The following is a 22,868-nucleotide window of genomic DNA, read 5'->3' on the forward strand; positions in this document are numbered from 1 at the left end:
CCAATCTCCCTTTTTATCCAAGTTGATAGCGTATTTTGCTTTGTCCGCTACCTTCTGTATCAATTCTTATTTGCTGTAATACTCGTTCTTTCAATTCTCTTACATGGCTAATGATCCCGATCATTCTTCCTTCACTTTCAATCGTTTCTAAAGCTTCCATCGCCATTTCCAAAGCTTCTTCATCTAATGACCCAAAACCTTCATCAATAAACAATGCATCGATTGCTACCCCACCAGCTTGTGTCTGAATCACATCCGCAAGGGCTAATGCTAAAGAAAGTGCTGCAATAAAACTTTCACCGCCAGACAGCGTATGCGCGCTTCGAGACATGCCTGCCTGATCATCATAGATATTGATTTCTAATCCGGTTTTCCCTCGATAACTGCCGATCGTATCCGCTAGTTCAAACTGATAACGATTTTTCGTTAAACGTTGGAGATGATCATTTGCTACTTGTAACACTTCTTGTAGATAAACTTGAAGCACATACCGTTCTAAACTAGTCTTCTTAGGATTTTCTCCGTTGAATGTTTGCGAAAGCTGCTGTAATTGCGTAAGTTCATCTAATTGCGTCTGGCTTGTGTGATAAATCGAAAGACATTCATCGTAGATTTTCTGGTTATTGATTTTTTGTTCTTGTAAACTGTATATCTTTTCTTGCTTTGTTTCGATCATCTCTCTTATCTCTTCCAATTGCTGGCTGATCTCTTTTGTATCTGGAACTATCTCCGTCAGCTGGATATTTTCTAATTGACGTAGTCGGTCAGCTGTCACTAATTGTGCTTCATGATAAGTAGTGATTATGCGCTGGTTCTCTTCGTATTGTGCTTGCTGTTGTGCGAATGCACAGACTTCCTCAGTTGTTGAAAAATACGATTGGCTTTCCAGCTTTTCAGCTATTCTTTGCTGTTCTTTTTCTATTTTTTCATCTATTTTTTCTATTTGTTCCTGTTGAAGATCAAGTTGTGTCCGAAGCATATGCAGATCTTGCAACAATTGCATTCCTGCTTTCTGCTCAGCAGCGAGTTGGTTTGAGTCTTCTTCTAACTGTTTTTCAAGTTGTCGTATCTCTTCTTCTAAACAGTTGCTATCCGTATCTTGTAATTGTTTTTCTAAACTTTTGATTTCGCCTTGCAGTTGTTGAAGCTGATTATTTTTTGCTGTCTGTTGCTGCTTGTAGTCAGCTAATTGCTGCTCAAGCTTTTCTACTTGTTGGCTTATTTCTTCCAGCTCTGCTCTTGCATTGGCTATCTTGCTTTTTCGTTTATCTAAAGATTGTTCGATTACTGTAAGAGCAATTGTTGTTTTTTGTTCTGTTATCGCAGGAAATGCCTGTTGCAAAGCCTGTCGTAAGTGTTTTTCTTGTCCAGCTAGTTGTATATTCGTTTCCATGATTTTTTGTTCTAAATCAGATAATTGCTGTTGAAGATTATTTTCATATGCTTCATTTTTGGCAATGATTTGCTGGGTTCTTTCTACAGCTGACTCAGCTTCTGCCAGTTGTTGCTCTACTTTCAAGATATCTTCTTTATTTGGCTGTTCATGTTTTGATTGTTGTACGGGATGTTCTGTCGACCCACAAACCAGACATGGTTCCCCCGGACGCAAAAAAAGCTGAAGACGAGCAATTTGCTGCTTTGCCCATTGGCTTTTCAGCTGTTCTGCTTGTTCTATCTGTTGTTTCAATCGCTGATTATTTTTTGTTGTTTCTTCGGCTGCTTTTTTGAGCTCTTCTCTTATCTGTTTGAGTGATTCGATGCTTTTTGTTTTTTGTTGTTCTATTTCCTGCTGTTTTTCATCTAGATGTTTTAACTGTCCAAAAGCAAGACGATCTTCCTGCAGTTTTTCCTGATCCAATAAGATTTCTTGAAGAATTCGAGTTCTTTCCTGATAAATAGCCTGTTTTTGATGTAGCTTTTCGGCGTTCGTTTCTTCTTTATCTAATGAATGTTTTAATTGTCCTGCTTCTTGTTTTTTACTACGCAAGGCTTCGACAATCGGTACCATCATCTGTTTGTTTTGCAATTGTTGAGCAGCTTCTTTGATTTTTGTTTGCCGATGTATGCGGTCTGTTTCATTTTTTTGCCACTCTTCATAATGCTGCGTAGTCATCGCTAGTTTCTTTATTTGTTCACTGCTTTTTTGTGACAGTTCTATTTTTTCAGCTTTTATTTCTTTCAGGTGCTGGAGTGGTTCAATTAAACGTTGTGTAAATTCATAATACCCAATCCATCGTTTCTTTTCCTCTATTTCGTCTTTTTGAGCGGCTAATTTCTTTTGCTTATTTAGTAATGTCGCTTTTTCTTCATAGCTTTTTTTCAAGGTTTCAAAACGATAGTAGGAATTTTCTAATTGTTTCTGTTTCTCCTGATAGTCTGCTAAAACTTCTTTTTCTTCAGTGATTTGTTTTTCTAGTATGGCCTGATGGTTTGTCCATTGGGAAAGAACGGCTTCAAACCCTGCTGCTGCTTCTTCTTCTTTGACTAAAACAAATCTTTTTTGCAGAAGATGAAGTTCTTGCTCTAAATGATCTAGTTTTTGTTGCTGTTGCTTTGCTTTTTCCTTTAATCGCTCATTAAACTGTTGGAAAAGCTGAGTACCGAACAAATGACGTAAAACAGTCTCTTTCTCACTGCTTGATGAAACCAAAAAATTACGGAATTCTCCTTGGGGCAGTAAAACGATTTGGGAAAACTGTTTCGCATCGAGATTCATCAGTTCTCTGATCAACTGGTCTGCTTCTGTACGTTTTGTGATTTGTTTTATTTCTTTTCCTTTCCCATCAAAAATGGTCAACGTTACTTTAGCTGCCTGTTTTTTTGTTCCGTTTCCTTTTCGTTTCGCTAAAACTTGTTCTGGTTTTCGTTCGATTTCATAGTTCATCTGCTGATGTTCAAAAGAAAAAGTCACGCTTGTTTCTTCTTCTGGTGTAGCAAACAAGGAACGCATCTCTTTTCCAGAACGAAGTCTTCCGGAAGTTTCACCAAAAAGTGCGAAAGTGATCCCATCAAAAATCGTCGTTTTTCCTGCTCCAGTCTTCCCGCTGATCAAAAAAAGCGGTGCTTCTGTCAATCGTGAAAAATCAACGGTCTCATTGATAAAAGGACCAAAATTTTTAAGTTTTAATTTTTTCGGTTTCATTCTTGATCATTCCATTTCCATGATTTCTTGCAACGTTTCTCCGAGCCATTTTTCTTGGTTTGCCGTTAGCTGTTCTTCCGTCATTTCACTAAAAAATGCTTCTGCTAATTTTTGAGGATCTTTCATTTCTAGTACTTTTCGTTTGCGCTTTGTTTGTTCTGCTCGGCCGTTTGCCCGTTCAATCCCCAAAATACGAGGATATATTTGCCGAAGCTGGTTCATCATATTCGGGATAATCGTTCTGTCCGTGAGATAGATATGGATATAATTTTCCCGATTGATGGACTGATAGAAGGCAGGATCCAACAATTCTTTAAAACTTGCTGTTATTTCTTCAATATCATGCAGTGGTTCGATCTCCCTAAAATTCAACTCTAGGTCTGTTGCCAGATCAACGATCCATACGCCTTTTTTCTGGTTGATCTCAGATAGAGAAAATTTCAACGGCGAGCCACTGTAGCGAGCATTATCTTGCCTTAAAGCAGCTTGATTATGCAAATGTCCTAGTGCTACATAATCAAACGGTGCAAGCAGTTCGCCTGGGATCGAATCCAGACCCCCTACTTCGATTTTCGTTTCCGAATCAGATTTTACACTTCCCATTACAAAAAAATGGCTAATCAGTACGTGTTTTTTCCCTGAATCGAACAGCTCTTCCATTTTATCTATCACTTTTGCTACCGCTTGATGGATCGTGCGGATACTGTCATCTTCAAAATATAATCTGGCTGCAATTGGTTCAAAGTAAGGAAGAAAGAAAAATTGTATGTTGTTAAACTCGACTGGTTCGAAAGCTTCTGCTAGCTGCGTTCGCAAAAAATAGTTCGAATAACTGAACCATGGCGTACCAGCTGAAAGTCGCGTACTGCTATCGTGATTTCCTGATATAGCAAAAATTGGGATTCTTTCCTTTAAATTCCAATCAACTATCAATTCATTGTATAATGCTACGGCATCGACAGCCGGCACACTCCTATCATATAAGTCTCCTGCAATCACGATTGCCTCTACTTTTTCTTCTTTCGCGATATTCAGTATAGAAGATAATACATGACGTTGGTCTTCAATCAAGTCATAACCTTGTAGTTTTTTTCCGATATGCCAATCGGCTGTATGTAAAAAACGCATCCAATCACCCCAAAAAATGTCCTTCTAATCATTATAACACTTTGATCCATTACATGACACCCGTCTTCTATTTTGCACGTTGGAAAGCAAAAAGAGGGCAGACTTGACGTCTCTCCCTCGTTTTTCATCGAAAAGTCTGAACAGAACAGGAGATTCAAAAAGACCGCCCACTCCTAAACTTATCACTTTATTTTTTTTTGATTTCATATTTGAAATCTGGGTTCACTTCTTTGTCCAATTTATCAAAAGCCGCTTGTGTTCGTCGTTCGATCTCCGCCATTCCTTCTTTATCCGTTTTCTTGATATCTGATAGGTCGATTGGTTCACCGAAACGCACTGTCACTCTCTTACGCTTGAACAAATCCCCAAGTGTCAGCGGACCTTGGTATACGGCTGGCACGATTTTCGCTTTAGACATTCTGGAAATCAACGCCATCCCGCCTTTAAGTTCTGTAGCATGCCTTGTCCCACTGGGGAACATGATTAAACTCAAATTTGTCGATTTTAAAATCTTTACAGGTGTTTTAATGACACTTGGTCCTGGATTCTCTCTTTTAACTGGAAAAGCATTGGATCGAGTTAATATAAATCGCAGAACCGGATTTTTGAACAGTTCTTCTTTTGCCATAAAGCTGAATTCCTTCGGTGCTGCAGCTACCGCTAGATATAATGGGTCCCACCAAGTACGATGGGGGGCAACTAGTATGTAATTCTCATCTTGCGGTAATACTTCTTTATTCTCATAACGGGCATTTCCATTGACTAAAGCTAATAGTACTCGAACTACCCCTCGCATAAATCGATAAAACATAGTCTCTTCCTTTCCCTTCTTATGGTCATAGTATGCATAAAAAACAGAGGTTTGACAAGCCACCTTGGTTCTTTTTAATAAAAATAGTATAATACAAACGACTATTTTTTTCATTTTGGAGGGAATCCATGCTTCACGAAGACGAACGAATCGACCAATTATACGCAGAAGATATCAAAATTATCCAAAGTTCCCAAGTATTTTCTTTTTCTTTAGATGCTGTGCTACTTGCTCATTTCTCTCGTGTGCCTAAAAAAGGACAGATTGTTGACCTTTGCGCAGGTAATGGTGCAGTTGGCCTGTTTTTAAGCAAACGAACTCAAGCAGCTATTGATGCTATCGAACTTCAGCCTCGCCTAGCAGACATGGCAAGACGCAGCATCGCGCTGAACCATCTAGATGAACAGATGACAGTCCACACCATCGATCTGAAAGACAGCTTATCCGTCGTTCGGCATAATTCTTGTGACTTAGTCGTCTGCAATCCACCTTATTTCAAAGGGCTGCCAACAAATAAAACGAACCCTAATAAACACCTAGCAATCGCCCGTCATGAAATCCATACAACATTAGAAGAAGTGATCGACAATTCAAGTAAGTTACTAAAAACAAATGGGCGTTTCGCTATGGTCCATCGACCTGAACGATTCTTAGAGATCATCCAAATTATGCAAAATCATCGGATTGCACCTAAACGGATCCAATTTGTTTACCCAAAAGCTGGAAAAGAGGCAAATATTTTGTTAGTTGAAGGAATCAAAGATGGTAAATTAGATGGATTCAAAGTCGCTCCGCCATTGATCACTTACGATGCAGACGGGGAATACACAGCAGAGATTCGTGAGATGCTCTATGGCAAATAAACATTATTTTTACGTATTATTCTGTAAAGATCAGACATTTTACGGTGGGTACACAACAGACCTTTCTAGGAGACTAGGGGAACATAACAATGGTACTGGCGCTAAATATACACGTCTTCAAAAAAGAAGACCTGTTAAGATGATCCATGCAGAAGTATTTTCTTCAAGAAGCGAAGCAACAAAAGCAGAAGCTGCATTCAAAAAACTCACCCGAAAACAAAAAGAACATTATTTGAAGACACACTCAACCGTTTTGCTTCCTGAAAATAGATGACTGTTAAAAACACGATAAAAAAACTTCAGGCAAAAACAACTGTTCTTGCCTGAAGTTTTTTGTAGCTATTATTCTGATACGTTTGTCTCGCTGCTGTTCGTACTTGAACTTCCTCCTAGCAAGGCTTCGCTGACTAAGTGAATGTAATGTGTCATCCCTTCAGGATTTGGATGGACTTGATCATCATAAAACCAGTCACTGTGGTCATTACTGTAGCTATACCAATCAATCAGCGTCATATTGTCGTATTTTTTCGTCATCTGTTCAAGCATCGCATTCACGTCATTTTGCCAACGTTTCGTCGGTACTCGGACATTGACCCAGTATACTTTTCGATCACCGATTGCATCCATCACGCTATCAAACTGAGCTTCAGAGAATGAGCCATTCGTTCCTAATCCAATTAGAACAGTGTCTTTCAATAAATCTTGTTCCTTTAATTTTTCAATATACGGTACACTGGCGTATAATTGTCGCCCCACATCGCCATCTACCACTACTTTTGGATAAAGCTCTTGTAGATCAGTTGCAGCATCTAGCATAACTGAATCACCAAATGCCGTTAGCTCTAATTTTTGTGCCTTGTTTCCTTGGGCCTTAGACAACTCATACTTATCAAGAACCGCTTGGTCAACTGAACTAGTGGTATTTTCTGAATTGTTTCTGGTTTCTTCTGCTAATTTTTTACTTTCAGCGATCTTTGCCTGCAATTGTTTTTGATCGGCCGTTACAGCATTTTTCGGTGCCGTAACGAAACCAACGAATGCAATTGCTACAAGTAATGTGCCTGGAACGACCCATGGTTTGCTCTTACTGATGATCGGTTTGCTGAACCATCCTTTCATCACTTGGAATGTACGACCATAGTCAAAACGTGCTAGCGGACGTTCCACATATCGATAAGAAAGTTCACTGATGATTAAAATCAATGTAATTTCCACTAAAGTATGGAACAGAACATGATCAGCAATATCAGTCACTTTTGCTTCATAAAAAATCATAACTGGAAACTGATACAGATAAATCCCGTAGCTTCGTTTGCCAATCCAAGTAAATACTGGATTTGTCAGCCAACGATTCAAGCTTGCTCCAGGATGTGCTGTCACTGCAACTAGTACTACGCATAACAGACTCACTAGGAGCATCCCTCCATAATAGATGAAATTGTAATGATCATCTAAAAAGAAGAAGCAAAGAATCAGTGCCAACAGTGAGATTCCTCCAGCGATATTCAGGATACTTTTTGCTTGTTTCGGGATGTTTTTCTTCAAACGAGTACTTGGCCAAACAAAAGCGAGCGCACTTCCCAACCATATAGAAAACAGCCGGGTGTCCGTTCCATAATAAACACGAGTTGGATCGCCCCCTGGTGTATACAAAATCATCATCAAAATCGCAGAGAGGAAAGATGTACCTAACACGGTATAAAAGATCCATTTTCTTTTACGAACAAATACCATCAACAATACAAACAAGATTGGCCAAACCAAATAGTTTTGACCTTCTACCGCTAAAGACCAGATATGCGTAAACGGTGATTCATTAGCAAATCGGTCGAAATAAGATAAACCGTTATTGATTTGCCACCAATTGTTGACATACAGTAAGCTGCTGACGACAACTCCTCGAAGATTATTCAACAATCCTCGCTGGAACAAGGTGATATAAGCCGAAGCTGTAACAAGCATAAAAACGAGTGCCGGATAGAGTCTCTTCATTCTTCTGACATAAAATTGCCAAATATTGATTTTTCCATTTTGTTCCCATTCCTGCCTTAGCAGATCCGTGATCAGATAACCAGATACGACGAAAAAAATCGGAACGCCCAAATAGCCGCCTTTCATATTAGTTGGCAGAAGGTGATAGAAGATAACACCAACCACAGCTAATGAACGGAGCCCATCAAACCCAGTGATGTAGCGGCTGTTTTTTAACCTTTTTTGTTTTTCCATTCAATATTCCAACTTTTCATAAACTTTTTTCATTCGTAATATACGGGTATTAAGTGAAAATAGCAAGTAGAATCGTGTCCTTTCTCTACTATTTTTTTCTATCATCCCATAAATTTTAAAAAATAAACATGCTTTTTTTCAACTTTAAGAAAATTTCAAATAAAAAAGTAATTTCTATTTGCTGATCCGTCCTTTGGTAGAAAAAAACTGCAGACAAACGAATGTCTGTCTACAGTAGTATTTCATGAATTTTTGTCAAACTCGATCTAAATGCCATCCTCGTAGAAACGCCCAAGTATCTGGACATTTTCCGCGATACTTACAAAAGCTTGCGGATCAGAAGCTTTCATCGCTTCTCTGAGTAGAGGCAGTTCGTAACGTGTAACGATCGTCATCAATACTGTCTGCTTATCATGTTTATAAGCACCTTCTGCTTCATTGATGATCGTGATTCCTCTACGCATACAGTTTTGAATTTCATTCACTACTTTTTCTGGATGTTTCGTTACGATCATTACCTGCATTTTCTTTTGTTTAGTATAAACGACATCAGTTACTTTTCCACTGACGAAAATAGACAACGTACTGTAAAACATATATTGCCAGCCAAATAGAATCCCAGCAACAAAAACGATCAATGCATTGAAGTAGATCGAGATAGAACCAATCGACTTTCCTGTTTTTTTACGAATCGTGATACTCACGATATCTAGACCACCCGATGATAGGCCATTTCTCAACGCTAGCCCAATCCCTAGTCCCATCACAGCCCCACCAAACAACGCACAAATGATTGGATCGGTAGATAAGACTGTTTCCGGTAAAATATGGATACAAAGGGAGGTCAAAGTGACTGTGATAAAAGTGAAAATTGTAAACTTCTTCCCGATTTTGAACCACGCCAAGACGAACAAAGGTATATTCAGTAAATACAAAGTGGTTGATACCGGCACCTCGAACCCTATGAGTGATTTTGACAAAGTCGTCAAAATCTGAGCCAGGCCAGTAATACCACTTGAATAAATATGTCCTGGTTGATAAAAGAAATTCAATGCGACAGATGCGATCAACGCATAAACGATTGATACCGAAAGTTTGGTCGTGTAATCATGGTAAGCCCAATTTTCGAATGTTTTTTTCATGGAAAAGCCCCGCTTTATATGTTATGGCTTCATTATAAAGTGTTTTTCAATTAAATCAAGGTTGCCAAAAGAAGCAGATTCGACAAATCCTTTTTGCCTTTTTATCGGCTATTCTTCTATATTGGTTACATCAATATTCAATTCGAACAATTGTAAAGGTGAAACCATACTTGGTGCATCACTCATCACATCGGCTGCTTTTCCGTTTTTAGGAAAGGCAATGACTTCACGAATATTGTCTTCCCCTGCTAATAACATTGCAAAACGATCCAATCCTAATGCAATGCCGCCATGTGGAGGGAATCCGTAATCTAAAGCTGTTAGCAAGAAACCAAATTGTTCTTCCATTTGTTCTTTTGTAAAGCCTAAAGTTTTCAACACTTTTTCTTGAAGTTCCCGAGTATGGATCCGGATAGAACCTCCACCTAGTTCATAACCGTTCAAGACGATATCATAAGCTTCTGCATAGACTTTTGCAGGGTCTTCAGCTAGTAATGGGATATCTTCTGCTTTTGGCATCGTGAATGGATGGTGAGCAGAGACATATCGACCTTCTTCTTCTGAAAATTCAAATTGAGGCCAATCAGTTACCCATAAAAAATTGAATTTGGATTCATCGATTAGTCCTAATTCTTTTCCTAAACGTGTTCGGATAGCCCCTAATGCAGCAGCGACGATTTCACTTTTATCTGCGCCAAACATCAGCAAGTCACCTGGTTCTGCATCTGTTGCTTTGATGATTGCTTCTGTTGCTTCTACCATGAATTTAGCAATCGGGCCTTTCAAACCGTCTTCTTCCACTTTCAGCCATGCAAGTCCCTTAGCTCCGAATTGCCCTACATATTGTCCTAACTGATCCATATCTTTTCGTGAGTAGCGATCTGCAGCGCCCTTCGCATTCAATGCTTTCACGACTCCGCCGTTTTCAAGAGCCATTTGGAAGACTTTGAATTCTACTTCTTTGACTGTTTCGCTTAGATCGATCAATTCCATTTCAAAACGTGTATCCGGTTTGTCGCTGCCGTAGCGAGCCATTGCTTCATCATAGGTCATACGGGGAAATGGCAATGCGACTTCGATGCCGCGAACTTCTTTCATTACCTTCGCAATCAATCCCTCTGTGTAGGTTTGGATTTCTTCTGCTGTTAGGAACGTTGTTTCAATATCTACTTGCGTAAATTCAGGCTGACGATCTCCACGTAAATCTTCGTCACGGAAACAACGAACGATTTGATAATAACGGTCGAACCCAGCATTCATCAGCAATTGTTTGAACAGTTGAGGAGATTGCGGCAACGCATAGAAATGTCCAGCATGGACACGTGAAGGAACTAAATAGTCTCTTGCGCCTTCTGGTGTAGATTTTCCTAGGTAAGGTGTTTCAATATCTAGAAAGTCATTATCGTCTAAATAATGACGAATCGCTTTTGTTGTCGCATTTCTCAATTTGATGTTTTTAGTCATTTTGGGACGTCGCAGATCCAAATAACGATATTTCAAACGTATTTCGTCACTGATTGCTTGATCATCTTCAATTTGAAATGGCGGTGTTTTTGCTTGATTCAAAATCACGATTTCACTTGCAATCACTTCAAATTCACCAGTGGCCATTTTAGGATTTACTGCATTTTCACCGCGTCTTCTGACTATCCCAGTTACTTCGATCACGTATTCACTGCGGCATTTATCTGCGATTTCCCATGCTTCTTTGTTGATTTCAGGATTGAAGACGATTTGAACGATTCCTTCGCGATCACGTAGATCGATAAAGATTACTCCCCCAAGGTCTCGTCTTTTTTGTACCCATCCTTTTAATGTAACTGTTTGTTCTAATTGTTGTTCGGAAACTAATCCGCAATAAATCGTTCTTTGTGCCATTTCTTTTTTCCTCCTACTCGAATAAAGTCATTTCATCATAGACTTCATCAAAATGCTCATATATTTCTTCTAATGGAAAACTTTTTTCTTTTCGGCTTGCCATTGCTTTGACATTGATCGTTTGGCTAGCAAGCTCATCTTCACCGATCACCAATACTAATTTGGCATTCGCTTTATCTGCTGTCTTAAATTGTGCTTTTGCTTTACGGTTCATGAAGTCGCGGTCAGCTGAAAAACCGAAGTTTCGAATCGCTTGGACCACTTTCAATGCTTCGATATTTGTTTCGTCTCCGAGTGCGACCACATAAGCATCTAACTCATTAAATGCAGGGATAACTACTTCCTCTGCCTCCATAGTCAAGAGTAATCGCTCGATACCCATTGCAAATCCAAAGCCAGGTGTTGAAGGACCACCCAGTTCTTCCACTAGATTGTCATAACGTCCGCCTGCGCAAATCGTTGCTTGTGCCCCCATTTTCGGTGCGTCACTCATGATTTCAAAAATCGTATGCGTATAGTAATCTAATCCGCGAACCATGTTACTGTCGATTTCATAAGGAACAGCCAATGCATCCAGCATGGAAACAACGGTATCAAAATGTTTTTGAGCAGGTTCGCTTAAATAATCTAAGATAGATGGCGCATCTGCTACAAATTTTTGATCTCGTTTGTCCTTACTATCCAACACACGCAATGGATTTTCGTGAAGACGGCGTTTAGAGTCTTCACTCAACTCTGCTTCAAAAGGTAAAAGATAATCGATTAATGCTTGACGATAGGCTTGACGTGTGTCTTTATCACCCAATGAATTGATGACTAGACGGATTTGCGTGATTCCCAACTGTTTGAAGAAATCGAGTGCCATCACCATGCTCTCCACATCTGTTGCAGGATTCTCTGATCCAAATGCTTCTACTCCGATCTGATGGAATTGACGTAACCGTCCTTTTTGCGGACGTTCGTAGCGAAACATTGGTCCCATATAAAAAGTTTTGAACGGTTTTGCATACTCTGGACCGAACAATTTATGCTCAACAAAAGAACGAACGATTGGCGCTGTACCTTCTGGTCGAAGCGTCACATGACGTTCCCCTTTGTCATAAAAATCATACATTTCTTTTGAAACGATATCCGTCGTATCACCTACACTGCGGGATATCACTTCATAATGTTCAAAAATCGGTGTACGCATTTCATTATACTGATAATCTCTGAACAATAAACGTGCTGTTTCTTCGACAAACTGCCATTTTTCTGATTCGCCTGGCAAAATATCATTTGTTCCTTTTGGTCTTTGGAAACTCATAGTTTTCTCTCCCTTTCTTAGCTATGTAAATAAAAAAATCACCCTTGTTCATCATGAACAAGGGTGAATGAAATTCATACACGGTACCACCTAATTTTGAAAGATTTCTCTTTCCTCTTACGAATAACGCTCGTACGCGGGACGGCTTTTCACTCGTCCATCTCCAGAGTGTCTTTGGGCTAATGAAACTTTGGATCATTTTCAGCCTTGATGATCCTCTCTTGTAAAGTTTCAAAAACTTACTCGCTCTTTCATTGACATTTCGATATTACTTATAACCTACTAAAAACCAATCTCAAAGTCAAGAGTTATCTGACTATTTTCCCTCACAAAAACGTTTTAGTTCAGCTTTTTGTTCTTTTGTTTTAGACTAGATAAAAAAGGAGGAATCAGCTATGGCAGAAATAAGAATCGGACATTCACAAGTCTACGCATAACAGCTTGGACTAGGAGCAAATGCCGTTGGGGGACACAATCTTTTTGACGGTTTGGAAGACGAAACAGGAAAACAAGTGGTTCGTACAGCTTTGAATAGCGGAATCAATTTGATCGATACCGCCTATGCTTATGGAAACGGCCGTTCTGAAGAACTGATCGGTGAGGTATTGAAGGAAAAAGAATATGATCGTTCACGTATCGTCATTGCTACAAAAGCTGCTCATGTGCCAAATAAAGGACGAACATTTGACAATTCACCCGAGTTTCTCAAACAATCGGTGGAAGACGCACTGAAACGTCTGCAAACTGATTACATTGACATTTTTTATATCCACTTTCCGGATAAAAGCACACCAAAAAATGAAGCAGTTGCTGCATTGCACGAATTGAAAGAAGCAGGAAAAATCCGAGCAGTTGGTGTATCGAACTTCACGTTAGAACAATTGAAAGAAGCGAATACAGATGGATATGTCGATGTAGTAGAAGATAAATACAGTTTGATCCATCGGCAGGCTGAAAAAGAATTATTTCCTTATCTTGAAAAAAACAAAATCAGCTTTGTCCCCTATTTTCCTCTTGCTTCCGGTTTACTGACAGGAAAATATGAACGTGGTCAGGAAAAACAATTCAGCGAAGGAGATCCTCGAAAAAGCAATCCGGATTTTCAAGGAGAACGTTTCAAAGAAATTTTAGCCGCTGTCGACATACTTCGCCCCATTGCTAAAAGATACCAAGCTACCCCTGCGCAACTTGTTCTAGCCTGGTATATGAAGAATCCGAGAGTGTCTGTAGTCATACCCGGAGCTAAACGTCCAGAGCAAGTCTCTGACAATGTCCAAGCTTTAGATTTGCATTTATCCAGTGAGGATTATCAAACCATTGATGAAGCATTTCACAGATTTTGAGCAATTGACCTTATCCACTTATAGTAGTATGAAAAAAGGAAGATCAAACAGTGCTGATCTTCCTTTTTTCGATAAGTTTATACTAATCTAATTCTTATAAAGTAGCGCTCGGCTGTTTGGATAAGTCGGAAACTGATTGAATGGGATCGTCCAGTCTTGTTCAGGTACAGAGAATTCAAACTTGTTTACTAACTGATCGGAAAACACACGTAGGCTGTGGAGAGTGATCCATTCTCCTGCGCAGCGATGCATTTGTCGAAAATCTCCTCCACCTTGTGCAATCATCTCATATTCTTCTTTATATGAAATATCTTTTGCTTTTCCTAAATATCGTTTGATCATAAAGGAATCTGGTGCTTCAATCGTTCGTTCATCATGATCTGTTCCATATAAATCTAGAATGACCCAACTATCTTCTGGTATACGATAACCATCGACTTCTACTTCTTTCAGAGAAATCGCAGGTAACATCGGAAAGAACGGATAATAGCGTCTCATTTCTTGAATGAACGGATCTTGCAACGTAGAAAAGTCGTTTTTCAATTGTTGGTACAAATCAGGTCTGCTGAAAAGCGCGTGTCCCATCAACGCCGCCCATACAGTCAAAGCAACTGTCGGACGGATGATATTCAATAATTCAACAGCTGCTACTTCCAGAGGCAAAAGCTGTCCGTCTAGATCTGTGGCATTGGCAAATGCATACAATGCCACATTTTCTTTTCCAGCCACAGGATTTTTCCGAGCTTCCTCAATCAAACTTTGCGCCCATTTCTCTGATTTCTTGCGATTTTCGACACCTTTTATGTGATCAATCGGAGAAGTAAACGTTCCGCTGATCATGGAGATTTGATATTCTGCTAATTTTTCGACTTCATCCTTAGAAAGCAAAGATAAATTGATACCTGCCCACTCACAAATCGATGTAAAGAAAACCATCTTGCTTAAATCAAATAATTCAAATTGACCATGCTGTGTTTCAAGTGCTTGCGTCAGGTTCTTATCTAAGATACGATGATAATCTTCCATTCTTTCGGGGGTCATCAGATCCATAAAAATATTTTTCCGATGATGATGGGCAGCTCCATCCAAAGTCTGTACTCCACCTTGACCAAAAAGTGTCTTCAACACTAATTTTGGCATAGCACCTTTTCGTTTGAAATTTCTTGGGTCATAAAATATTTTTGCCGCTGACGATCCGTAGATCACAATAGCTTCTTTATTGAAAATCTTTGCTTTGACAACGGGAGCGTCTGCTTCATGACGTAACTCCTCCAACATGTTGTATCCCTTTTGATACAATCTTTTTAGATCCGTGATTTTGACATCTACTACTGGTACTTCTTTCATCTTCAGCAACCTCCTAAAAATAACTTGTATAATTTAAGCTTAACTTTTTTTCTGACTGCTGACAAAAGAAGCGCTTTTTGTAGACGAGAAAAAAGTCGCTTAAGTTAGAGTTTTTCAGTCTAACTTAAACGACTTGATTTATATTTCTTATTGATGAAAACTAACTGACTTTATTTGTTTTTAGAATCAATAATAATCGTTACAGGTCCATCATTGACGAGAGAAATCGACATATCTGCTCCGAATTGTCCGGTAGCGACTGTGATGCCGCGACTTCTGATTCCTTCATTGAACGATTCGTATAAAGGAATAGCTATTTCTGGTCGTGCGGCTTCCACAAAACTTGGTCGATTTCCTTTTTTCGTATCCGCAAATAGTGTGAATTGAGAGACACTTAAAATTTGTCCTCCTACGTCTTCTACACTAATATTCATTTTTCCTTGATCATCTTCAAAAATACGCATTTGTGCGATTTTTTTTACTAGATATTCCACATCTTTTGGCGTATCTGTTTCATGGATACCTAATAAAACGAGTAGGCCACAGCCAATTTTTCCAATCTCTTGCTGATCAACTGACACTGCCGCTTGACTCACCCGTTGAATGACTGCTCTCATATCTGGCCCTCCTATCCATTCGTCCGGCGTACACTGTAGACATCAGGTACTGCTTTGATTTTATCCACGATACTTTTTAGGTGGGACAAATTCTGGATACCAACCGTCAAATGGATTGTCGCCATTTTATCTTTATTCGTCCGAGCTTCGACGCTGTTGAGATTTTTCGTCAGCGCATTGACTGTTTGAAGTACATCATTCAATAAGCCTGAACGGTTATAGCCGTAGATTTCCAAGTCTGCATCATACTCTTTTCGTGTATTCGATGTATCTTCCCATTCGACTTCAATCAAACGTTCTGCTACATTTGGTTTATCAGGCTGAACATTCGGACAATCTCGACGATGGATGGATATCCCTCTGCCTTTAGTGATGTAGCCAACGATATCATCACCAGGAATCGGATTACAGCATCGGCTGATACGAATCAGTAAGTTTTCTACCCCTTGAATGACAACGCCACCTTCATGACGTACTTTCATTTTCTCAGGTTCTTTTTTCGGCTGATTCATGATTTCTTCTGCTTCTTGCTTTTGCTGCTCGATTTTTTGTTCTTTCCGTTCTTTTTCTGTCAGACGATTGGCCATCGTCAAAGGACTGACTTCCCCATATCCTACAGCTGCATATAAATCATCTTCTGATTGATAGTTAAAACGATCAAGTGCTTCTTGAAGTTTGTTTTTTGTCAAAATATCTTTAGGTGTAAACCCTAAATCTGTAATACACTTGACCACAGACTCGTGACCTTTGATCACATTTTCTTCCCGATCTTGTGCTTTGAAGAAACGCTTGATCTTATTTCTTGCTTTGCTAGTTGCCACCAATTTCAACCAGTCACGACTTGGACCAAATGAATTTGGAGAAGTCATGATTTCTATGATATCCCCGTTTTTTAATTTGTAATCAAGTTGCACCATTTTGCCATTTACTTTTGCACCAGTGGTTTTATTACCGATATCTGTATGGATACTGTATGCAAAGTCCAGTGGTCCAGATCCTTTTGGCAGCTCAGTAACGTCTCCTTTGGGCGTGAAGACATAGACTTTATCACTAAAGATATCTCCTTTTACACCTTCCATAAATTCAGAGGCATCATAGCTTTCATCTTGGAGTTCAAGTATCTCATGGAACCAGCTTAATTGTTTCGTCATACCATCTGGTTCTACTTTTTCATTTTTTCCTTCTTTATACGCCCAGTGCGCAGCCACCCCAAATTCAGCAATTTCATGCATTTCCTGTGTACGGATTTGGATTTCTACTGGATTTCCTGCCGGACCAATCACTGTAGTATGCAAAGATTGGTACATATTAGCTTTCGGCATGGCAATATAGTCCTTGAATCTGCCAGGCATTGGTTTCCATTTTGTGTGGATCGCACCTAATACAGCATAACAATCCTTGATTGAGTCTACGATTACTCGAATAGCTAGCAAGTCATAGATTTCGTTGAACTGCTTTTTCTGGTCTTTCATTTTACGATAGATCGAATAAATATGTTTTGGCCGTCCATAGATCTCTGCAAAAATCCCCAGCTCTTCTGTTGCTACTCGAATATCCTCAACAGTACCATTCACGTATTTTTCACGTTCTTCTCGCTTCGTCTGCATCAAATGAACGATACGGTAATACTGTTTTGGATTAAGATAACGAAGTGCTGTATCTTCTAATTCCCATTTGATTCGGCTGATACCTAAACGATGTGCAAGAGGTGCATAGATTTCTAAAGTTTCTTGAGCAATCCTTCTTTGCTTATCTTCCCGCAGATGTTTCAACGTACGCATGTTATGTAGTCTATCAGCTAATTTGACCATGATAACGCGTAAATCTTGAGCCATTGCCAGCAGCATCTTTCGATGGTTTTCTGCTAGCTGCTCTTCGTGGGATTTGTATTTTATTTTCCCTAATTTGGTTACTCCGTCTACTAACATAGCGACATCATCGCCAAATTCTTCTCTCAGATCTTCTAAGGTGACTTCTGTATCTTCAACAACATCATGCAAGAAGCCAGTAGCCACTGTGTGGGGGTCCATTTTTAAATCTGCTAATATACCTGCGACTTGGATAGGATGGATAATGTAGGGTTCTCCTGATTTTCTAAACTGTCCGTCATGTGCAGCAGTCGCATATTCGCATGCTTTCTCAACAAATGCTACATGTTCGGGCCCCATATATTGACTAACGAGCTTTATGACACCGGGACCCGTTAAAATTTCTTCTTTTGGCACAGGAATCGATCCCCCTTTCTTTTTCGGTAAAACAGGAATCGGGACAAATATCTGTTTGATAGTTGCCCCAAAATCCGTGAAGTTATACATTTTTTTACGGAAATGTTCGCTTTTAAAAAGCTTTTTCAAACAATTTTTCGTATTCATTGTACAAATAATTGTTTCTATTATACAAATTGTTCCCTATTTTTTCAATTCTTTCCGTCGATACTCTTTTATTGTTGAAAAACGTTAGCTATGAGAGGGATCCATTAACTCCCATTGATAGCTAGCAGCACTTAATAAATAAAGAGGCGCTGTTTCTGTACGGAGGATTCTTGGTCCTAATCCACATAGTATCCCTTTGTGTTCTACGAAATAATTGATTTCCTCGTGGGATAAGCCGCCTTCTGGTCCAAAGACAGCTAAGATTCGACTGCCCGGTTTTGTTTCACTAAGAATTTTGGCTACATTTGATTTTTCGCCTTGCTTTGCTGATTCCTCATAAGCAACCAAGACCACGTCATAATCATCTAGCCGTTCAAATAAGTCACGTTTCGTTTCCAGTAACTCTACTGAGGGCACGATTTGCCGATGGGATTGTTCTGCTGCCTCTTGAGCAATCTTTTCAAGCCTTTGTTGTCGCTTCATGCGTTTCTTTGCATCCCATTTAACCACAGAGGCTGATGCCGGAAACCCAAGAAAAGCTTGTGCGCCTAATTCAGTGGATTTCTGAATAATCCAATCCAACTTCTCTCCTTTAGGATAGCCGCTCGCTATGGTTATCGAACTTGGCAATTCCTTTTGGTTTTCTTCTTTTTTAATTTCTTTCAGATAAACAGCATCTTCGGTGATTTTTGTGATTTCTGCAACAACGGCTATCTGATCATTGAATGCCAAAAAAACTTCATCTTTCGGTTCCATTCTCATAACCCGTACAATGTGATGATAGGTTTCCCCTTTTAAAATAAAATTGTCTTTTGGTTCATACGATTCTTTCAAAAAATATCGCTGCATCTATTCCACCTCTGGTTTTTTCAAAATAATTGCATACCAGTCTTTTTGTTGGAAAATTTGATCCACGATGAATCCTTGTTCTATCATAGCATCTAGAACCATTTGCTTCTTCTCTTCAATGATTCCTGAAACGATCAATGTCCCTGTTTGTTTTAGTAAACGCCAAGCATCCGGGATCATCAATAAGATGATATTTGCTAAAATGTTCGCAACGATTACATCACTTTCAATCTCGATTCCTTTCAAAAGATCATTAGCTGATACGTGGACATCTTTGGCTACTTCATTCATATCCATATTTTCTTTCGCTGAACGAACGGCTACTTCGTCTAAATCAAAGGCATAGACATCTTTCGCACCAAGATATTTTGCTGCAATACTTAGTACACCCGAACCAGTTCCAACATCTAACAATGTTTCGCCACCACGCAATACTGTTTCTAGTGCTGTCAATGTCAAAGAAGTCGTCGGATGGGTGCCTGTTCCAAACGCCATACCTGGATCTAATGTGATGATTTTTTCTAGAGGATCTTCTGTCTGATAGTTTTCCCAGCTTGGCGCAACCGTCAGCATTCGCGTAATACGCACCGGATGATAATATTTCTTCCATGCTGTTGCCCAATTGCTTTCCTCTACTTCGCTAACAGTTACTTTGTTTTTTCCAATCGCTAGACCAAACTCAGGCAATTGCGTGATACGATCTTTGATAAAAGGCAAGATTTCCGGTAAAAAAGTCGTTTCTGGAAAATAAGCCATGACTAGCGCGCCTTCTTTCAACGATGTAAAATCATTTTTATCTAAAATTTCACCATATTGATCCGATTTAAAATGTTCAACATCTAAAGAGTCTTCAATCGCAACACCACTCGCTCCTGCCTCCATCAAAATATTAGCGACCGCTTCGACTGCTTCACTTTCGGTTTCTACTTTTACTTCATTCCATTTCATGTCTGTCACTCCTTAATAACTTGGGTACGGTAAATAAGTCTCTGTTTCATTTTGCTGTTTTGCTTCTACTAACTCTGCTAGTTTCTGATTATCCCAATGGAGTTCGAATACAGCTTCGTCATCATCTTCATCTAAAAAATCAAGCAAATCACTTTGCCCTTGTGCTAATACTTCATTCAAATATTCCACTAAAGAATCAGCTACTGATTTTGCCAACCCTTTTTTTCCTTCATAGGGGATTGCTGCTAGATAATTTTGTTCATCAAAAACAGATTTCTGAGGATTAAAAAGGAGTACGCCATCTTCAAATTCGATAATTGGTTCTTGCGAAACAATCCCTTCTGCATCATCAATCTCAAATTGTGCTTTATTTTCCGCAAACAAACGAACAACGATTTCGATCGTATGATTTTTTGTATCCCAATCTAAAGCCACATCATAGTCCGTCACTTGTTTTTCGATTATTTCATCTAAGTATGTTAATAGATCCTTCTTTTTCATTTTCTTTCCTCCAACCCCAATCTTCCTCGATTTGGTTTTTTCTTTGTAAAGAGATATATGGATTGCCAGACACAACAAAACGCAACGGCTTTTCTGTCCATTCCCCTTTGTTCGGGATACCGATCCTAGGCAAAGCATCGATTTTTTTTGGTATCTTCTTTTTCTCAAAAACTAAACGTAATGAACTATCTGCTATAGACTGACCGTAGAGTTCTTGAGGAATTGCTAATGCTTCCACTAATTTTCCAGGACCGTTGCTGATATCTGGACCAGTTTTTCCACCACGATTTTTACTCATTTGTTCAATCATTGCAGCTGGTTCGATTGCACGTATCATTACTCCTTGAGGAATCCCTTCTGGCTGAGTGATGATGTTCAAAATCCGATGAGTATGCATCGTGTAAAGGTAGATCGTACCTGGTTTTTCATACATTGCCCGCACACGTGGTGTTCTTCTTAAACCATAGCTATGGGCGGCCTCGTCTTCTGGACCTAGGTATGCTTCCGCGTCTACAATATATCCAGCTAATCTTCCTTCTGGTGTTTCATGCTCCAAATACATCCCCAATAAATCCCGCGCTACTTCCGGCGTCGTTTTATTCCAAAAAAATTCATCTATCTTTTGTTTATCCGTCATTTTTCTCACCTACTTTATCATACACAATATTAGTTGGATAAGCTATGAAAACAAAACAACAGAAGGCTGTTCTTTCTAGCTATATTACTAAATATGTTATAATTAAGGAACGTAAAAACAAGAAGGAGGAAAATCCTATGCAACAGCCATTGGCTTATCGCATGCGACCTCGAACGATCGATGAAGTCGTTGGTCAGCAGCATCTAGTCGGTGAAGGAAAAATCATACGCCGCATGGTCGATGCTCGCATGCTCTCTTCCATGATTTTATATGGGCCTCCTGGTACTGGAAAAACGAGTATCGCAAGTGCGATTGCCGGTTCTACTAATTATGCATTTCGCATGCTGAACGCTGCTACAGATTCAAAAAAAGATCTGCAGGTTGTAGCGGAAGAAGCTAAAATGAGTGGTACTGTGATCCTCTTATTGGATGAAGTACACCGATTAGATAAAACAAAACAGGATTTTCTGCTTCCTCATTTAGAAAGTGGCCGAATCATCTTGATCGGAGCGACTACTGAAAATCCTTATATTACTATCAATCCAGCGATCCGCAGCCGCACACAGATTTTTGAAGTCAAGCCATTAATAGAGCAAGACATCCAGTTGGCAGTGGAACATGCCTTAAAGGATAAGGAACGCGGTCTTAGTCAACAAGCAATTCAGTTAGATGAAGAGGCTCTTCTTCACCTTTCGCGTGCAACGAATGGCGATTTGCGTAGTGCATTGAATGGATTGGAACTGGCTGCACGATCGACTCCTCCAGATAAAGAAGGAAAGATTCATCTTACTCTGTCGATTATCGAAGAATGTGTCCAAAGAAAAGCTCTTACCCATGACAAAAATGGAGATGCTCATTATGACGTTATTTCAGCGTTTCAAAAATCGATTCGCGGAAGTGATGTGGATGCTGCCCTTCATTATCTCGCCCGTCTAGTTGAAGCAGGTGATCTGGCAAGTATTTGTCGTCGCCTGATGGTTATCGGTTATGAAGATATAGGTTTAGGCAATCCTGCTGCTGCTGCGCGTACAGTAAACGCTGTATTAGCTGCTGAACGATTAGGGTTACCTGAGGCACGTATCCCGCTAGCAGATGTCGTCGTTGATCTTTGCTTGTCGCCCAAATCCAATTCTGCCTATATGGCATTAGATGCAGCACTTGCTGATATTCGAGAGGGTAAAGCTGGAGATGTTCCCGACCACTTGAGAGATAGCCATTACAAAGGTGCGAAATCCCTCAACCGCGGTGTGGGTTATCAGTATCCTCATCATTTCGATCATGCTTGGGTCGATCAGCAATATTTACCAGATAGGCTAAAAAATGTTCAATATTACCAGCCAAAGGATACAGGAAAATATGAACAGGCGCTAGGTCAACAGTATTACCGCATAAAAGAGTGGAAAAAACATCCCCCAAAAAATTAAACAAGAAAACGGTTCTATTTCTGCGAGCTCTCTCATTGCTCTTTTTAAATTCATATGCTACTATAGAGATGGGAAATCTGTGATGTTCGAATTGTCCTCTTTGTGTGTTGACCGAACATTTTTATTGATATCTTGGGACCCGTCTTGTGTCACTGCTGGTAACATGCCTTATCATTTGGTAGTTCGAAGCTACGACCATGGGACCCACCTGCTTGAATTCGCGGGATCAATACTACAGGACAAATAACGGCATTAACGGAGATTACCATCTTTTAAAGAATAAAGCAATTTGCTCTTGGCAAATTGCTTTTTCTATTTGTTGCTTATTTTGGAG

17 protein-coding genes, 1 other RNA gene and 1 pseudogene are annotated in these 22,868 nt (G+C 39.6%); 5 read left to right on the forward strand and 14 right to left on the reverse strand.

Annotated features, from left to right (window positions below):
• Positions 1–13: 13 nt before the first annotated feature.
• From HMPREF2731_RS09805 to HMPREF2731_RS09815, 3 genes are all read right to left on the reverse strand, one after another.
• A complete protein-coding gene (locus tag HMPREF2731_RS09805) occupies positions 14–3,142 on the reverse strand; it encodes an AAA family ATPase (RefSeq protein ID WP_002328910.1) in 3,129 nt (1,042 codons plus the stop codon).
• A gap of 6 nt (positions 3,143–3,148) precedes the next feature.
• Positions 3,149–4,270 (reverse strand): exonuclease SbcCD subunit D, encoded by a 1,122-nt coding sequence (locus HMPREF2731_RS09810; protein ID WP_070872885.1) that lies wholly within the window; start codon positions 4,268–4,270, stop codon positions 3,149–3,151.
• A gap of 187 nt (positions 4,271–4,457) precedes the next feature.
• Positions 4,458–5,081, reverse strand: a complete 624-nt coding sequence (locus HMPREF2731_RS09815) for a lysophospholipid acyltransferase family protein (RefSeq protein WP_002309961.1) — start codon at positions 5,079–5,081, stop codon at positions 4,458–4,460.
• A 128-nt stretch (positions 5,082–5,209) separates the two neighbouring features.
• On the opposite strand from HMPREF2731_RS09815, the gene HMPREF2731_RS09820 reads away from it, so the two are divergent.
• Positions 5,210–5,944, forward strand: a complete 735-nt coding sequence (locus HMPREF2731_RS09820) for a tRNA1(Val) (adenine(37)-N6)-methyltransferase (RefSeq protein ID WP_002328908.1) — start codon at positions 5,210–5,212, stop codon at positions 5,942–5,944.
• Positions 5,934–6,218, forward strand: coding sequence for a GIY-YIG nuclease family protein (locus tag HMPREF2731_RS09825; protein WP_002309959.1), 285 nt, complete (start codon positions 5,934–5,936; stop codon positions 6,216–6,218). Before HMPREF2731_RS09820 ends, HMPREF2731_RS09825 begins: the two co-directional genes overlap by 11 nt.
• 68 nt (positions 6,219–6,286) lie before the next feature.
• Here the strand turns inward: HMPREF2731_RS09825 and HMPREF2731_RS09830 are convergent, their stop codons facing one another.
• The 4 genes from HMPREF2731_RS09830 to hisS all read right to left on the reverse strand — a co-directional run bounded on the left by HMPREF2731_RS09830 (position 6,287) and on the right by hisS (position 12,496).
• Positions 6,287–8,170, reverse strand: a complete 1,884-nt coding sequence (locus HMPREF2731_RS09830) for an acyltransferase family protein (protein ID WP_002335455.1) — start codon at positions 8,168–8,170, stop codon at positions 6,287–6,289.
• A gap of 266 nt (positions 8,171–8,436) precedes the next feature.
• Entirely contained in the window at positions 8,437–9,312 is an 876-nt protein-coding gene (locus HMPREF2731_RS09835) for a YitT family protein (RefSeq protein ID WP_002291388.1), read from the reverse strand.
• A gap of 108 nt (positions 9,313–9,420) precedes the next feature.
• Entirely contained in the window at positions 9,421–11,190 is a 1,770-nt protein-coding gene (aspS, locus tag HMPREF2731_RS09840; RefSeq protein ID WP_002291387.1) for an aspartate--tRNA ligase, read from the reverse strand.
• A 13-nt stretch (positions 11,191–11,203) separates the two neighbouring features.
• Positions 11,204–12,496: a histidine--tRNA ligase gene (hisS, locus tag HMPREF2731_RS09845; protein WP_002291383.1), complete on the reverse strand. Its 1,293-nt coding sequence runs from the start codon at positions 12,494–12,496 to the stop codon at positions 11,204–11,206.
• A gap of 395 nt (positions 12,497–12,891) precedes the next feature.
• Here hisS and HMPREF2731_RS09850 point away from each other — a divergent pair.
• Positions 12,892–13,839: pseudogene (locus HMPREF2731_RS09850) on the forward strand (aldo/keto reductase).
• Positions 13,840–13,926: 87 nt separating this feature from the next.
• Here HMPREF2731_RS09850 and HMPREF2731_RS09855 read toward each other — a convergent pair.
• The 7 genes from HMPREF2731_RS09855 to HMPREF2731_RS09885 form a co-directional block, all read right to left on the reverse strand.
• Positions 13,927–15,186 carry a cytochrome P450 gene (locus HMPREF2731_RS09855; RefSeq protein WP_002291378.1) on the reverse strand — a complete coding sequence of 420 codons (1,260 nt, stop codon included), beginning with the start codon at positions 15,184–15,186 and terminating at the stop codon, positions 13,927–13,929.
• A 170-nt stretch (positions 15,187–15,356) separates the two neighbouring features.
• Entirely contained in the window at positions 15,357–15,803 is a 447-nt protein-coding gene (dtd, locus tag HMPREF2731_RS09860; protein ID WP_002291377.1) for a D-aminoacyl-tRNA deacylase, read from the reverse strand.
• Between the two features lie 11 nt (positions 15,804–15,814).
• Positions 15,815–18,028 carry a RelA/SpoT family protein gene (locus HMPREF2731_RS09865; RefSeq protein ID WP_002315645.1) on the reverse strand — a complete coding sequence of 738 codons (2,214 nt, stop codon included), beginning with the start codon at positions 18,026–18,028 and terminating at the stop codon, positions 15,815–15,817.
• Positions 18,029–18,259: 231 nt separating this feature from the next.
• A complete protein-coding gene (locus tag HMPREF2731_RS09870) occupies positions 18,260–19,024 on the reverse strand; it encodes a 16S rRNA (uracil(1498)-N(3))-methyltransferase (protein WP_002291369.1) in 765 nt (254 codons plus the stop codon).
• Positions 19,025–19,972, reverse strand: coding sequence for a 50S ribosomal protein L11 methyltransferase (prmA, locus tag HMPREF2731_RS09875; protein ID WP_002291367.1), 948 nt, complete (start codon positions 19,970–19,972; stop codon positions 19,025–19,027).
• 12 nt (positions 19,973–19,984) lie between these two features.
• Positions 19,985–20,473 carry a DUF3013 family protein gene (locus HMPREF2731_RS09880; RefSeq protein WP_002291366.1) on the reverse strand — a complete coding sequence of 163 codons (489 nt, stop codon included), beginning with the start codon at positions 20,471–20,473 and terminating at the stop codon, positions 19,985–19,987.
• Positions 20,439–21,110: a DNA-3-methyladenine glycosylase gene (locus HMPREF2731_RS09885; RefSeq protein ID WP_002291364.1), complete on the reverse strand. Its 672-nt coding sequence runs from the start codon at positions 21,108–21,110 to the stop codon at positions 20,439–20,441. Before HMPREF2731_RS09885 ends, HMPREF2731_RS09880 begins: the two co-directional genes overlap by 35 nt.
• Before the next feature lie 137 nt (positions 21,111–21,247).
• On the opposite strand from HMPREF2731_RS09885, the gene HMPREF2731_RS09890 reads away from it, so the two are divergent.
• Together HMPREF2731_RS09890 and ssrS are read left to right on the forward strand one after the other, a co-directional pair.
• Positions 21,248–22,534, forward strand: a complete 1,287-nt coding sequence (locus tag HMPREF2731_RS09890; protein ID WP_002328905.1) for a replication-associated recombination protein A — start codon at positions 21,248–21,250, stop codon at positions 22,532–22,534.
• 71 nt (positions 22,535–22,605) lie between these two features.
• Positions 22,606–22,800, forward strand: a non-coding RNA gene (gene ssrS / locus HMPREF2731_RS09895) — 6S RNA.
• Positions 22,801–22,868 lie beyond the last annotated feature (68 nt).

It is taken from the genome of Enterococcus sp. HMSC072F02, from assembly GCF_001837725.1.
Lineage (GTDB): Bacteria > Bacillota > Bacilli > Lactobacillales > Enterococcaceae > Enterococcus_B > Enterococcus_B lactis.